Origin of the sequence: Jeotgalibacillus salarius, assembly GCF_004405125.1 — a bacterium.
Taxonomy (GTDB): Bacteria; Bacillota; Bacilli; order Bacillales; family Jeotgalibacillaceae; genus Jeotgalibacillus; species Jeotgalibacillus salarius.
The window spans coordinates 82155-96951 of the sequence record NZ_SORX01000005.1 but is presented as its reverse complement, the minus strand read 5'-3'; the positions used below and the strand labels follow the sequence as shown (position 1 = coordinate 96951).

The 14797-nt window shown below is 41.3% G+C and carries 12 protein-coding genes; all 12 read right to left on the bottom strand.

The window, feature by feature from the left end:
* Window positions 1-188 precede the first annotated feature (188 nt).
* The gene (gene thrS, locus E2626_RS09820; protein ID WP_134381581.1) at window positions 189-2120 is read right to left on the bottom strand and encodes a threonine--tRNA ligase; all 1932 of its coding nucleotides are present in this window, start codon (window positions 2118-2120) and stop codon (window positions 189-191) included.
* A 576-nt stretch (window positions 2121-2696) separates the two neighbouring features.
* Complete coding sequence (dnaI, locus tag E2626_RS09815; protein WP_208528137.1) at window positions 2697-3635, bottom strand: primosomal protein DnaI; 939 nt, start codon at window positions 3633-3635, stop codon at window positions 2697-2699.
* Window positions 3635-4993: a replication initiation and membrane attachment family protein gene (locus E2626_RS09810; RefSeq protein ID WP_134381579.1), complete on the bottom strand. Its 1359-nt coding sequence runs from the start codon at window positions 4991-4993 to the stop codon at window positions 3635-3637. Before E2626_RS09810 ends, dnaI begins: the two co-directional genes overlap by 1 nt.
* Before the next feature lie 54 nt (window positions 4994-5047).
* Window positions 5048-5509, bottom strand: a complete 462-nt coding sequence (nrdR, locus tag E2626_RS09805; protein ID WP_134381578.1) for a transcriptional regulator NrdR — start codon at window positions 5507-5509, stop codon at window positions 5048-5050.
* Window positions 5510-5580: 71 nt separating this feature from the next.
* Window positions 5581-5964, bottom strand: a complete 384-nt coding sequence (locus tag E2626_RS09800) for a cytosolic protein (protein ID WP_134381577.1) — start codon at window positions 5962-5964, stop codon at window positions 5581-5583.
* A 90-nt stretch (window positions 5965-6054) separates the two neighbouring features.
* Window positions 6055-6435: an adenosylmethionine decarboxylase gene (gene speD / locus E2626_RS09795; protein ID WP_039810295.1), complete on the bottom strand. Its 381-nt coding sequence runs from the start codon at window positions 6433-6435 to the stop codon at window positions 6055-6057.
* Window positions 6436-6850: 415 nt separating this feature from the next.
* Window positions 6851-7885 (bottom strand): glyceraldehyde-3-phosphate dehydrogenase, encoded by a 1035-nt coding sequence (locus tag E2626_RS09790; protein ID WP_134381576.1) that lies wholly within the window; start codon window positions 7883-7885, stop codon window positions 6851-6853.
* 355 nt (window positions 7886-8240) lie between these two features.
* Entirely contained in the window at window positions 8241-8837 is a 597-nt protein-coding gene (gene coaE / locus E2626_RS09785; RefSeq protein WP_134381575.1) for a dephospho-CoA kinase, read from the bottom strand.
* A gap of 15 nt (window positions 8838-8852) precedes the next feature.
* The gene (gene mutM, locus E2626_RS09780; protein WP_134381574.1) at window positions 8853-9725 is read right to left on the bottom strand and encodes a bifunctional DNA-formamidopyrimidine glycosylase/DNA-(apurinic or apyrimidinic site) lyase; all 873 of its coding nucleotides are present in this window, start codon (window positions 9723-9725) and stop codon (window positions 8853-8855) included.
* 17 nt (window positions 9726-9742) lie between these two features.
* Complete coding sequence (gene polA, locus E2626_RS09775; protein WP_134381778.1) at window positions 9743-12376, bottom strand: DNA polymerase I; 2634 nt, start codon at window positions 12374-12376, stop codon at window positions 9743-9745.
* A gap of 134 nt (window positions 12377-12510) precedes the next feature.
* On the bottom strand, window positions 12511-13467 hold the full coding sequence (hflC, locus tag E2626_RS09770; protein WP_134381573.1) for a protease modulator HflC: 957 nt from the start codon (window positions 13465-13467) through the stop codon (window positions 12511-12513).
* Window positions 13457-14425: an FtsH protease activity modulator HflK gene (hflK, locus tag E2626_RS09765; RefSeq protein ID WP_134381572.1), complete on the bottom strand. Its 969-nt coding sequence runs from the start codon at window positions 14423-14425 to the stop codon at window positions 13457-13459. Before hflK ends, hflC begins: the two co-directional genes overlap by 11 nt.
* Between the last annotated feature and the right edge of the window lie 372 nt (window positions 14426-14797).

Sequence of the window (14797 nt, the reverse complement as noted above, 5' to 3'; positions counted from 1 at the left end):
CAGCTGACAGGCTAATCGTCCCGGAGTCCCCGCCTTCCACTGCAATGAACCAAAGTTATTTATTCAATATAATATAACGAAAAGGAAGACGATGCTCAGTTTCCAGAGCATCGTCTTCCTTTCTTTTGCTTATCATCAATAATTCTAAATTCATCAAAAGCTTATAGCTCCGGCAGATTTTTAACCTTTTATCGAGTGATTTCCTGTTTTAACTGTTGAGCGAAGTCCGATAGTGAGGCAGTTTCTGTATCCTGCTCACCGTATTTACGGATGTTCACTTCGTTATTTTCCATTTCTTTATCCCCTACTACAAGCATGTAAGGAATCTTTTTCATTTGTGCTTCACGGATTTTGTAGCCCATTTTCTCATCACGCGTATCAACTTCTACACGTGCACCTGCGAGCTGAAGCTCATCCTGTACTTTTTTTGCAAAGTCGAGGTGAATAGATGGTGAAACCGGAATGACCTGTACCTGGACTGGAGCCAGCCATGCAGGTAATGCACCTTTATGTTCTTCAATCAGGAAAGCAACAAAGCGCTCCATTGTGGATACAACGCCACGGTGTATCACTACTGGACGATGCTGCTTTCCGTCTTCAGCAATATAGTTTAGGTCAAAACGCTCAGGCAGCAGGAAGTCAAGCTGAACAGTGGAAAGCGTTTCTTCTTTGCCAATTGCAGTTTTTACCTGTACATCGAGCTTCGGTCCGTAGAATGCCGCTTCACCTTCTGCTTCAAAATAATCATGACCCATATCGTCCATTGCTTCTTTCAGCATAGCCTGAGCCTTTTCCCACATTTCATTGTCGTCAAAGTATTTTTCAGTATCCTCTGGATCACGATAAGAAAGTCGGAATTTATATTCATGTAAACCGAAGTCTTTATATACTTCTTCAATTAAACGGACAACGCGCTGAAACTCTTCTTTAATCTGGTCAGGACGCGCAAATATGTGTGCATCGTTCAGCGTCATGGCACGTACACGCTGAAGACCTGACAGTGCGCCTGACATTTCGTAACGGTGCATCAAACCAAGCTCTGCAATTCTGATCGGCAGCTCACGATAGCTGTGAATATCCTGCTTGTAGACCATCATATGGTGAGGACAGTTCATTGGACGAAGGACAAGTGTTTCATTATCCATTTCCATTGGAGGGAACATGCCTTCTTCATAGTGATCCCAGTGACCGCTTGTTTTATAAAGTTCAGCGCTACCCAGTGCAGGCGTGTACACATGATCATAGCCAAGAGAGATTTCTTTATCTACAATATAGCGTTCAATTGTACGGCGGATTGTCGCACCTTTTGGCAGCCAGATCGGTAGACCCTGTCCTACCAGCTGAGAGCTTGTGAAAAGATCAAGCTCTTTACCGATTTTACGATGGTCACGCTGTTTTGCTTCTTCAAGCATTTCCAGGTGGTGGTCAAGATCTTCTTTTTTGAAGAATGCTGTGCCATAAATACGCTGCAGCATTTTATTGTCACTGTCGCCTCTCCAGTAAGCTCCGGCAACACTGAGAAGCTTAAATTCTTTAATGTGCTTTGTAGATGGTACGTGAATACCACGGCAAAGGTCGAAAAACTCTCCCTGTTTGTAAATTGTTACATCTTCATCAGCAGGAATGGCCTCAATCAGTTCAAGCTTATAAGGGTCATTGATTTCTTTAAAACGGCTGATTGCTTCATCACGGCTGACAACCTCACGCTCAACGTTTATATTGTCACCAGTAATTTTTTTCATCTCTTTTTCAATACGGGGAAGATCTTCAGTTGAGATTGAAGAATCTGTATCAATGTCATAATAGAATCCGCCTTCAATAACCGGACCAACGCCGAATTTCGCATCCGGATAAAGACGCTTAACAGCCTGTGCCATCAGGTGGGCTGAACTGTGTCGCATAATTTCAAGTGATTCCTCATCATCCGGCGTTAAAATTGCAACTGCTGAATCCTGCTCAAGCGGCGTGCGAAGGTCAAGCAGCTGGTCATTCACTCTACCGGCTACAGCTTTCTTTTTTAGGCCTGAAGAAATTGATGACGCAATTTTTTCAACTGTAATTCCCTTTGGATACTCCTTACTGTTTCCATCAGGAAAAGTCACTTTAATTTGTTCTTCCATATTAAACACTCCCTCAGTTAAATTTTTGCACATAAAAAAACCCCATCCCTGGTAAAGGGACGGAGTTATAATAACCCGCGGTTCCACCCTTCTTTCTGAACATAAGTCCAGAATCTCTGGTTCAGCTAACGGGCTGCTTCCGGTACAAATTACTGCGATGTTTCACTTGTACGGCTCAAGGGTGGTAAATGCATCACGCGTCATGAGAGGATTTCAGCCTGGTCCTCTCTCTCTTTTGAATCGGCTGTAAATGATTGTTGTCCCTGTCAATGCCTCTAGGTTATAAATTGATTTGATAAGTGTCATTTTAGATTAGGTTTCCTTGAAAAGCAAGCTATATTCTGAATTTAAACTTTCGGCGTTCGATCTCCGTTCCAGGCGGAGGCTTTCCGCGTGGGCCGTTTTTTGGCCCCATCTTACCTCCTCGAGCTAGAGCTCTGCGGGGTCTCACCTAACCGTCTTCTCACGCTGCAGTCCCCGCCTTCCACTGCAATCAACGCTGAACATAATAGGTGATTGATCTTAAGACTTAGTAATGAATTGAAATAAACACTTTATTTAAACAATAACCGATTTTTAAGTATTTCGTTTATTTTTCCCCTTCATTTCAACAGGAAAAGATAAAAACTTTATCCTTTCCATAATTCTCGCCGCTTTTACGGGCTCCTCCTCACCCCGCTGTGAGTAGGTAAGATGGTGCTCAAGCTCCAGGTAATCAAAATTCGAACTGAAAAATGTAGGTAATCCTTCCGCCATGCGGTATTGAAGAATCGTTCCGAGCACTTCGTCTCTTGCCCAGCTTGATAGCGATTCAGCTCCTATATCATCAAGCATCAGTATAGATGATTTTTTAACGGCATCAATTTTACCTGAAAATGATTGATCTCCCAGAGACTGCTTCATCTCTTTTAAAAATTCAGGAAAATAGATAAGGAAACTTGCTTTATTTTGTTTTTTTAATTCATTTGCAATGGCACCAAGCAGATAACTTTTCCCCACACCAAATTTCCCGTACAAATAAAGTCCTTTATAATGTTCAGGATCTTCTACGAGTAGACGTACGGTATCTTCTGCTGCCTGAAGCGCCTTCATTCTTGTTTGATTGTCTACGTCCACATGATCAAAAGTAGCATTCAGTACATCTTTAGGTACATACATACTTTGCACAAGTTTTTCAGTTTTACGCTGTTCTGATGAAGCTATCTGTTTCGGACAAGGTGCGTACTGCATATCAATATAACCATTTTGAATCATCAGTTTTGGTTCGTAGCCCTTCATTGTATTTCGACATTCTGCCAGGCTTGGACAATCAGCACATTTTCTGGATCTTGTCATAAATTCATAAAGCTTAATCATTCCCTGATCAGCAGCATTCCTTGCCAGGAGGTTTTGATTCTTCTGGAGAAAATGCTGAATTTCAGGATCAGATGAAATTTCTTTTTTCATCATTTCATAGCGTTGCTGAAATTCATTAGAACCGGATAACCGTCTGATTGTTCTATTAATCGGATCCATTATTCGTCACCCGCCTTACGCTTTTTCAATTCACGCTCTTTTAAATAGCGTGCCCGCTCTTCAAGGAATGCCGGATCTTCTGATTCTTCTGATTCGTCAGAAGTAAACCATTCCGGAAGTTTTTCCTTGCGAATGGTTTTTTCTTTTCTGGCAGGCTTGTTACCGCCTGACTTTTTCCAGGTTAAATAATTTTTATGTTCTTTTTTCGCTTCTGCCATTGCCTGCTCGGCTGTTTCGATTCCGATTCTGACCCACTGTGATGCAATCTGTTCTGTGAAGCCTTTTGTCAGTTTCATGTTTGTCCGCAGTAATACAAACTGAATCAACACATTCACCACTTCATCAGGTAATTTCTTCTCATGAATCAGATAGTCGATCAGTTGCAATTCAGCAGTAGATGGCTTAACACCTTTTGATGCATCAATCAGTACCTGAACAGGAGAACTCTTTTTTAAATACTTGAGCGTCTGGTCTTCTGATCCTGGTAATTCCTGAACCGGCTTTGCTTCAGCATACTTTTTTAAAGCTGGTAAAGCAGATTTGTTTTTAAGCTGGAATGAATCCCGGCATGCTTTTCGCAACGCTTCTTTATCAACTTTATCTTCTTCAGTCACTGATGAGAGGATCGGGTTTTTCATATCCTGCTCCGATAATCCGTATAACAATGAAAGTTTCACAATCAACTGTTTCACATCATAGGTTAATGCTTTACGCGGAACCATCGCTTCTGACAGACCGGCATAAAGTGCATGAAAATCAAAGTTTTGAAAATCAGCTGCAACCCCACTGTTTTCTGCTCTGAAAACCAGTGTTTTTCCTTCTTCTGTTTTTTCAGGAATATGAGGTGAAACTTTTGCATCTGAATAAAAAACATCCTGAAATGATCTGGTGACCTCTTCGTAAGTATGAAGATCATCAAATGGAATCGTAAACTTTTTCTTCAGCCTTTGAAACTGACCCGTTCCAATTTGACGGTATAAAAAAACACTTAACATCGGATCTTCAAAGAAAGCTTTCGCGCTAAGCGGTGGCTGCAGCTGATAAGCATATTCCTTAGATTCTCCTGTTTTAAGATATGTTTTCAGCAGGCCCATCCCTTCCAGTCGGATTCTGGCCTGAAATATCCTCTCAATTGAAACTGCCATCAGGTCCATCAGAGTTTTATGAGTTCGCACATCACTTTCAAGGGTATGGCGATCGACTTCAAGCCACAGTATATTGTAAAGACTGATTGCATCTGCTCCAAGCAGCGGCTGGTACAGGTACAACAGCAGCTCCCTGTCTTTCTCATTCAGCTGACCGTTCAACTGAATTTTGTATGCATCTGATGGCTGTATTTCTTTCCATAAACTCGTCATAAGCTCAGACCTTTCTTAATTGCCGATCTAAAAAAAAGAGCAGATCACTGCTCTCTACTTTCTTTCTTTATTTAAAAGTTCTTTCATTTCCTCAATAAACACATTTAAGTCCTTAAATTCACGGTAAACGGACGCAAATCTGACGTAAGCAACTTCATCAACTGACGAAAGTCTGTCCATGACCATTTCACCAATGTCGACAGAGGGCGTCTCAGATATACCCTGACTGCGAAGTTCTCTTTCAATATCTGATGAAATCTGTTCAAGTTCCTCGAACGGCACTGGACGTTTTTCACATGCCTTGATCAACCCTCGAAGTATTTTGTCTCTGCTGAACTGTTCACGTATACCATCCCGTTTTACAACAATTAACGGAATTTCTTCAACTTTTTCGAAAGTTGTAAACCGATATTGACAATCTTCGCATTCTCTTCTGCGTCTAATCGATTTCCCATCGTCAACCTGTCTGGAATCGATCACTCTTGTTGCATTTTCATGACAGGACGGACATTTCATTACACCAGCTCCACATCGAATCTATTTCCTTTCATGATATCGAAAAAAGTCTGAAATCACAAGGGTCCGACTTATTTGTCAGCCTCTCTCATTTCCCTTCCCAGTGCCTGGTAACAAGCTAAAATCTCTTCTTTCAGTTTTGGATAAGCACCGCCAACGACCATTTGATCAGTCGATGCTTTCAGGTCCACTGCTGTGTGCATTGGCCGCGTACTGACAACGGTTGCAATAAGAAACATTTTTGGACTCTTCGTACGTGTGATCATAATTTCACCATGGTCTCTCGATTCTGATGAAATTTCATATTCCGAACCAGTAAAGTACTGCTTTACCTGTTCATACACTTTGTCGAGTGATACTTTATAATAGCGTGTTTCGAGCTCTTTCTCCTGATGACGGTCCGCCGTTTCACATTCCTGGCTGAACCTTTTAAATATTCCTTTTAACTTGGCCAATGTAACTCCTCCTCGATCTATATACTATTAGTTTATCAGTTTTTTGCAGAAAATAAAAAAGAGATGCGAATTTGCACCTCTTTTGTCTGATTAACCTGCGTGTACAGTTGATTGTGGCACTTTGACCGGACCCATACCACGTGGTACTTCAATCGTTTCACGTGTCTCAGCTCCAAGTGATTCAGCAATGTGATTCGCTGCAACATTCGGATCAAGATCTCCGCATGTATAAACATCTATGCTTGCATAACCGTGTTCAGGAAAGCTGTGAATCGTTAGGTGTGATTCTGAAATAATCACAACTCCACTTACTCCCTGCGGCGCAAATTTATGAAATGCAACTTCTCTTACTTCAGCACCTGATTTCAGCGCAGCATCTACAAATGTCTGTTCAATTAATTCCATGCTGTTTAACTTTTCAAAGTCACAGCCCCATAATTCAGCTATTACATGACGACCCATCGTTTCCATTGATCGTTCCCCCTTATTGAAGATTTGAACTTACCCGGTTGTTCAGACACTTACTGCCACGGGGGAAAGTTAGTCCAATGAGGTCCTAACCCTTTAAGCAGAAGTTATGTTGTGTGAACCGGAATAAGATCACGAAAATCAGTATAAGGTTTTTTGAAGGATTTTGCAATGATTTGTTTTTAAATTGAGATGATTGATTAAAACAGGTATCTTCAGTAACCGGGGACCTGCGCTTCAGGCGGACGCTTTCCGCGCGGCCGGCGGTGAGCCTCCTCGCCACTTCGTGTCTGCGGGGTCTCACCTGTCCGGCTACTCGCGCTGGAGTCACCGCCTTACGCTCCGGTCCCCTAATGTAAATAAAAGAAGAACTGCACTAATACATGCAGTTCTTCTTATTACACTTATATATTTATTACTAAGCTGTTACTTCTTTTTGGGATTGTTCCATTTGTTTTGCAAGGTGCTGCACGAGATCGACTACGCGGCATGAGTAGCCCCATTCGTTGTCGTACCATGCAAGTACTTTTACTTTTGTAGCGCCCATTACCATTGTTGAAAGTCCGTCTACGATTGCAGAACTTGGGTTTGTATTAAAGTCGATTGATACCAGTGGTTCTGTAGTATATGAAACAATTCCATTCATTTCGTGATCAGCTGCTTTTTTGAACGCAGTATTTACTTCTTCAACAGTTACTTCACGCTTTACATCAACTACCAGGTCTACGAGTGAGACGTTCGGTGTTGGTACGCGGAGTGCCATACCATGCAGTTTGCCCTGCAGGTTCGGCAATACTTTCCCGAGCGCTTTGGCAGCACCGGTGGATGTTGGAATGATAGATTGTCCGCATGAACGCGCACGGCGCAGATCTTTGTGAGGGTTATCAATGTTATTCTGGTCATTCGTATATGCGTGCACTGTTGTCATTAATCCGTTTTCAATACCAAACTCTTCATCCAGTATTTTTGCAATGGGTGCAAGACAATTTGTTGTGCAAGAAGCATTTGAAATCACATCATGCTGACCAATATTAAGATCTTTTTCATTCACGCCCATTACAATCATCACATCTTCCTGTTTGCCAGGTGCAGTCAGAACAACTTTTTTTGCTCCTGCATCAAGGTGTAACGCTGCTTTATCTCTTGCATTAAATTTACCAGTCGCTTCTATTACAATGTCAATGTTCATCGAAGACCATGGTAAATTGGCTGGGTCTCTGTCATTAACAATTTTAATTTCTTTACCGTTCACAATTAATGAGTCCTCCTGCACAATAACTTCTGCAGTGAAAATACCATGAGTAGAGTCATATTTAATCAGGTGTGCCAGTGTTTCGGGTGGATAGCTGGCATTGATTGCAACGATATTCAACCCATCTTCCATTACCGCTTTTCTAAACACCATACGGCCAATTCGGCCAAACCCGTTGATTGCAATGTTCGTCTTGTTCATGAGGATCCCCCTATTAATGTTATACTTATGTTCAAATTAACTAGAATTAGTATAACATATTAAAAGCGCTTGCAAATACATAATGACAATTTTTTTAACAAAAAGAGGATGTGTAAAAACAAATTCTTTTGTAGAGTTAAACAATATTTTTATTGAAAAACTTAAGTGCAGCGGAGCGTAGGGCGGTGACTCCAGCGCGAGGAGACGGACAGGTGAGACCCCGCAGACGCGAAGCAATGAGGAGGAGGAGGTCAAATGGGGCCACAAAACGGCCCACACGCGGAAAGCATCCGCCTGAAGCGCAGCGAAACGAGAAAGAAGATGAGACAGCTTTTGTCCCATCTTCTTTGAGTATTTAAGGCGTGAGTCCCCAGTCTTTAATCAGCTTGTTCAGTTGATCGATTGATTGTTCGATCGAACCGCTGTTATCAATAACAGCATTGGCCTGTTCCCGCTTTTTTTCAATGGAAATTTGAGAAGAGATTCTTGATGCAGCTTCTTCTTCATTATAGTCATTGCGTTTCATCAGGCGTTCTTTTTGCGTTTTTTCCGGTGCATAGACAACCAGTACCTTGTCAACCATCCACTGTAATTCGCTTTCAAATAATAGTGGGATATCCAGAAAAACAGTTTTTTTACCTTTTTCTAAAGCCTGATCTTTTTGCGACAGCATATCTGCACGCACTGCAGGATGGACAATTTCATTTAACTGCTTGCGTTTATGTTCATGATTAAATATAATTTCTCCCAATTTCGGTCTATCCAACTGACCATGTTCAGTAAATACTTCATCACCAAAGGTTTCCCTTATCTTTAAGCTTGCTTGTTCACCCGGTTGCACTACTTTTCTGGCTGACTGGTCAGCGTCTACTACGGTATATCCCAAACGAATTAATTCACTTGCGATTGTACTTTTCCCTGTGGCAATACTTCCTGTTAATCCGATAATCATTTTATTCCCCTCTGGTTACCTTTGACATGTAGTACAGTAGTGAGATGTTCTGCCACCAACCACTGCTTTTTTAACTGGAGACTGACAAACGGGACAAACAGATTTCGCATACATCTGAAGTCGTTCCTGCATGCCTCCTGCTTCACCATTTACATTTCTGTAATCGGAAATGCTGCTTCCTCCTGCAGCAATACCTTCATGCAATACATCCACAATATGCTGAAACAGTTCCTTTTTCTTTTTCAGGCTGAGCCGGTCAGTCCGTCTTTTAGGGCTTACTCCCGCTTTGAACAAAGCTTCAGTAGCATAAATGTTACCGCACCCAGCGATCACACTGTGATGCATAATCGCCTCTTTTATCGGTTTGCGAGAAAATTTCGGGATGGACAATGCAGCTAAAAACCTGATATCTGCATCCTCATCAAAAGGTTCAGGGCCGATTTCGGCAAGCGGCGGATGTGCTTCTTCTGAAGGCAGAAATCTCATTTCACCAAACCGTCTGATATCTGAATAAACCAGCTTCTGTCCGTTTGACAGGGTAAAAATTACGTGTACATGGTTGCGAAACCTGTCTTCAAGGATTTCACCAAGCTCTTCTACCACAAACCATGCCCCCGTCATTCCGAGATGAGACAAAATCAGCATACCTTCTTCAGCTTCTCCGAGTCGAAAGAGTAAGTATTTACTGCGGCGGTCAATTGATGAAATGACTCTGTTTTCTACAGCGTATTTGAAAGAATCAAGACCTTCTCCTTTCACGACTGCTTTTCTTCCTGCATCATGCGCTTTAATCACAGTTTCTGAGAAGGTCACATCCTGTATGGTGAGTCCTTCTATTTTAGGAGAGAGGCCCCTTTTTACATGTTCCACTTCCGGTAATTCAGGCATGTCCCATCTCTCCTTTCTTATTTCGCATCGTACCAGGTGTTTCCGTATGAATAATCAACCTTTAAAGGTACAGAGAGTTCAACGGCTGATTCCATTACTTCCGGCACGATCTTTTCAAGTTTTTCAATCTCGTCTTTGGGACACTCAAATATTAATTCATCGTGCACCTGAAGCAGCATGCGTGTCTGAAGTGATTCGGCTTTCAGGCGGTCTGCCATTTCAATCATTGCTTTTTTTATAATATCAGCGGCAGTTCCCTGAATAGGCGTGTTCATGGCCGTACGTTCTGCAAATCCTCTCAGATTAAAATTTCTGCTCGTAATTTCTGGAATATATCTTCTTCGGTGCAGCAGTGTTTCAACATACCCTTTTTGTTTTGCTTCATGGATAATGTCATCCATGTATTCTTTTACTTTTGGATAGCTGTCTAAATACTTTTTGATAAATTCAGCTGCTTCTTTTCTGGTAATATCAAGACTTTGAGAAAGACCATAATCACTAATACCATACACAATTCCGAAGTTAACAGCTTTCGCGTGTCTTCTCATACCTGAAGTCACATCTTCTTTTTTAACGCCGAAGACATCCATTGCCGTTTTCGTATGAACATCCATCCCTTTATGAAAGGCTTCTTTTAAGCCGGTATCATCCGAAATGTGTGCCAGTACCCTCAGTTCGATTTGTGAATAATCGGCCGCAAACATGACCCAGTCTTTTTCAGAAGGAACAAATGCCTGTCTGATTTTCCGGCCTTCTTCAAGTCTGATCGGGATATTTTGCAGATTAGGGTCAGTTGAACTTAAACGGCCAGTCTGCGTGAGTACCTGATTGTAGCGTGTATGAATTTTATTTGAATCATCATGAATGACTTTTATCAGTCCTTCAATGTACGTAGACTGTAATTTCCCCAACTGTCTGAAATGCAGAATATGTTCAATTATTTCATGTTCAGGTTTCAGTTTCTCTAAAATATCAGCTGATGTTGAATAGCCTGTTTTCGTTTTCTTTAGTACAGGAAGCTTCAAGTTTTCAAACAGAACCACACCCAGTTGTTTAGGTGAATTAATATTAAATTCTTCTCCGGCAATCCTGAAAATATCTGTTTGAATCTCTTCAAGCCTCTTCTTCAGTTCCACACCCATATCCTTTAGCCGGTCAATATCAACTTTAACACCTTTTCTCTCCATTTCAGCAAGCACTGTCGCAAGAGGCAGTTCGAGCTTTTCGAAAAGTTCAAGCTGTTCATTTTTCTCAAGAGATTGGATGCATGTTTCTTTAATGTGATGAATGGCAGCAGCTTTTCTTGCCGTATGCTGTTTCAGTACTTCTGCTTCCGGCACTTTCTTCTTCGCACCCTTGCCGTATATTGACTCATCAGTTGGCACTGCATCAGCGCCATGCCTTTTAGCAATAGAGGCGAAATCATCCGCGGCTTCAGAAGCGTCAATGACGTAAGAAGCAATCAGCAGATCAAAGTCTATCCCTTTCAAATCCATTCCAAGACGTCCGAATGCTACGATCGAACCTTTCGCATCGTAGACAGACTTTGAATGATTCTCGTCTTCAATCCAACTTTTAAATACTTTCGATTTGGACGCATGTTCCGGTGAAATGAAATAAGTCTTCTTGTCAGCGTGTACTGAAATTCCTAAAATATCTGCTGTATGGTAGTTTTCGTCGTACAACTCTACATATAATTCGGCCTGGGATGGCAGGTCATCTTTTTCAAAATCAGTGACTTCTTCCCAGTCAATGTCTTTTAATTCAACCTCTTCTTCTTCACCATCCAGCTTATCTAGCAATGAGTTGAAACCGAGTTCTTTGTAAAGTTTAGTCAGTTTCTCGTAATCTGCTTCCTGCTTTTCAAGCTCAGTCAGCTTCACGGTAACCGGGGCTGTAAGTGTGATGGTCGCAAGCTGTTTACTCATTTCAGCAAGATGTTTATTTTCTTCAAGCCTTTCCTTCAGCTTTTTACCACTGATATCATCTATAGAGTCCAGTACTTTCTCGAGCGTTCCAAATTGCTTCAGCAGCTTGATCGCCGTTTTCTCTCCTACACCGGGTACTCCTGGGATATTATCAGAAGAATCTCCCATCAACCCTTTCATATCAATGATCTGATCGGGGGTTAGACCATATTTCTCTTCAATATGTGCAGGTGTATAACGCTCAAGATCAGTGATTCCTTTTTTCGTAATATCGACTCTGATATGTTCTGAAGCAAGTTGGGTTAAATCTTTATCACCAGAAATGATAACCGTTTCAAATCCATCTTTTTCAGCCTGCTTACTCAAAGTCCCGATAATGTCATCTGCTTCATACTGATCAAGCTCATAGTATTTAATGTTATGCGCATCCAATAAATCACGGACGAATGGAAACTGCTCAGAAAGCTCAGGCGGTGTCTTCTGTCTCCCGCCTTTATAATCTTCAAACGTTTTATGGCGGAATGTTGTTTTACCTGCATCAAAAGCCACCATTAGATGAGTCGGCTTTTCTTCCTCCAGCAGTTTCATCAGCATTGTTGTAAAACCATAAATCGCGTTTGTATGTATACCTTTATCATTATTAAGCAGTGGAAGTGCAAAGAACGCACGGTAAGCAATGCTGTTTCCATCTATCAGCATCAATTTTTTCGACAAACTGATCATCTCCTTTGTTCTCATATCTCTAAAAAGCGTCCGCCTTTAACGGTGATTGATAATATCATTTAAATTTAAACAATAAAAAACTGTTTTCCCTCTTCATTTTAGCATGTCCAAAATGAAAGGGAAAACAGCGGGTCTTATTCTGTTATGCCTTGTAAAAGTGCCGCATAAGGAGAGTCAGATGGCAGAATGATCATTGTTTCTTCATTGACTGTTGTCTTATATGACTCGAGCGTTCTATAAAACTCATAGAACTCAGGATCTTCAGAAAATGATTCATTATACATTCTTGCCGCTTCTGCTTCACCTTCAGCACGGATGACGTCTGCATCAGCATTTGCTTTTGAAAGAAGCTCTCTAACTTCACGGTCTGTGTTTGCTTCAATTCTGTTTTTGTTGGCATCACCTGTAGAAAGGTAATCCTGCGCTGTTGCCTGACGCTCAGAAATCATATTCGTATAAACTGCCTGTTCATTTTCCTCAGGAAGGTTAGTTTGTTTCATTCTTACATCCACAACTTCAATTCCAAATTGCTCCCGGCTGAGAAGTTCATTGACTCTATCAGTAATACGGTCATTCAGACTTCCCCGGGAGGATTTTTCATCGTTGATAATCTGATCATAGTCAAACTGACCCAGTTCAGATCTGACGACTGAATAGATATATTCTTCCATTCTCGACTCAGCATTTACCATTGTACCGGCGTTTGAAATCATAGCAACCGGATCAGTGATGCGCCAGACTGAATAATTATCAATAATCAATCTCTTTTTGTCCTTTGTGTTAATTTCCGCTTCCGATACATCATATGTCATTTGATATTTAGGCAGCGTTGTCACTGATTGCACAAAAGGTATTTTTGCGTTCAAACCAGGTTCATCAATAATTTTAACAACTTCCCCAAACTGTCTTACAACACGGTATTCGCCTTCTTTTACAATGAATACATTTAATAGTGTCGTAATCAAGAGGAACAGCAATAAGCCGATGAGAATAAAGGCCTTTGTGTATTTTCTCCACTCGAGCTCTGCTTTTGGTTTGTTTGTTTTAGGCTTTTTATTAAATTCGAAAATTTTATTCTGATCATTGTCCATTTGCAGATTCCTCGCTTTCTTCAGTCACGGCAGGCTGTTGCTGGCGTTCAGGCTGCAAAGGAAGGTACTTCATTGTATCTCCATCATCATTCATGATATAGAGCTTTGTGCCGGGAAGCACTTGTTCTAATGTTTCTAGTGTCAAACGCTTTCGTGTGATATCAGGGTTATTTTGATACTCAGTCAAAATCTCGTTGAAGATTGCAATATCTCCACGCGCCTGTTCGATTCTTGAAGCTCTTTCACCCTCGGCTCTTGAAATAATTGCGTCTTTTTCACCTTCTGCTTCATTCACTTTCTGACTGCGGTATTTATCTGCTTCATTTTTCTTCGTGATCGCTCCTTCACGAGCATCTGTTACAGCAGTAAAAGCCTGACGCACTTCATCATTCGGGAGTTCAACATCCTGTAATTGGACTGCCTGTACTGAAACGCCGATCTCGTATTTTTCAATTAATGACGCCAGTAATTCTCTTGTTTCAGCTTCAATTTCTGCCTTACCTGAAGTCAGGGCGTCATCAATTGTGGAGCTTCCGATAATACTTCTGATTGATGCAGATGTAGCATCATATATAACATCCCGCGGGTCCTCAGCATTAAATAAGTAATCCTTAGGTTCTGTAATCTTCCACTGTACGACCAGGTCTGTAAGAACAATATACTCATCCCCTGTAATCATTACGGTTTCTTCAGGAAAAGAAGTAATTTCTCCATTTTCTTCTTCATAACCAAACTGTAAACTGAACGTTTCTTTTGATAAAATTTCAACCTGCTGGATTGGCCACGGCAGCTTAAACTTCAGCCCCGATTCGGTGATCGTTTCATTTGCTTCACCGAAAGTCAATACGAGTGCCTGTTCTGATTCATCTACTGTGTACCATGAAGTAAATAAAATGATTAATAATAGAGCAGAACCTATAACAAGCCCAATACCAGCCATGATTCTCTTCAAACTCATGACATTCTCCCCTTCTGTATGTATTAACTTAAATACGTCTTATGTTACAGAAAAGTTTCAATTTTTTAAGACAATCGCTTTGTAAAAGTTCATTGTTGTTTCCACACAGTTGGTGATGGAGCGTAAGTCGGTGACTCCTGTGGCAGGAAGGGACAGATGAGACGATCACGGCGAAGCACGGCCACGGAAAGCATCCGCCTGAAGTGGAAATCAACAGCCAACTTTAACAGAGCCAAGACAATAGAAAAAGCGTGAACGGGGTCTGTTCACGCTTTCTCTTGGGGTTCCCTGGATGAAGGGGTTTTCACTTAGTATCTTATCAATGAAATATTAAACAACTGTCACTTTTGTGTAAATTTCATGTAAAGATTC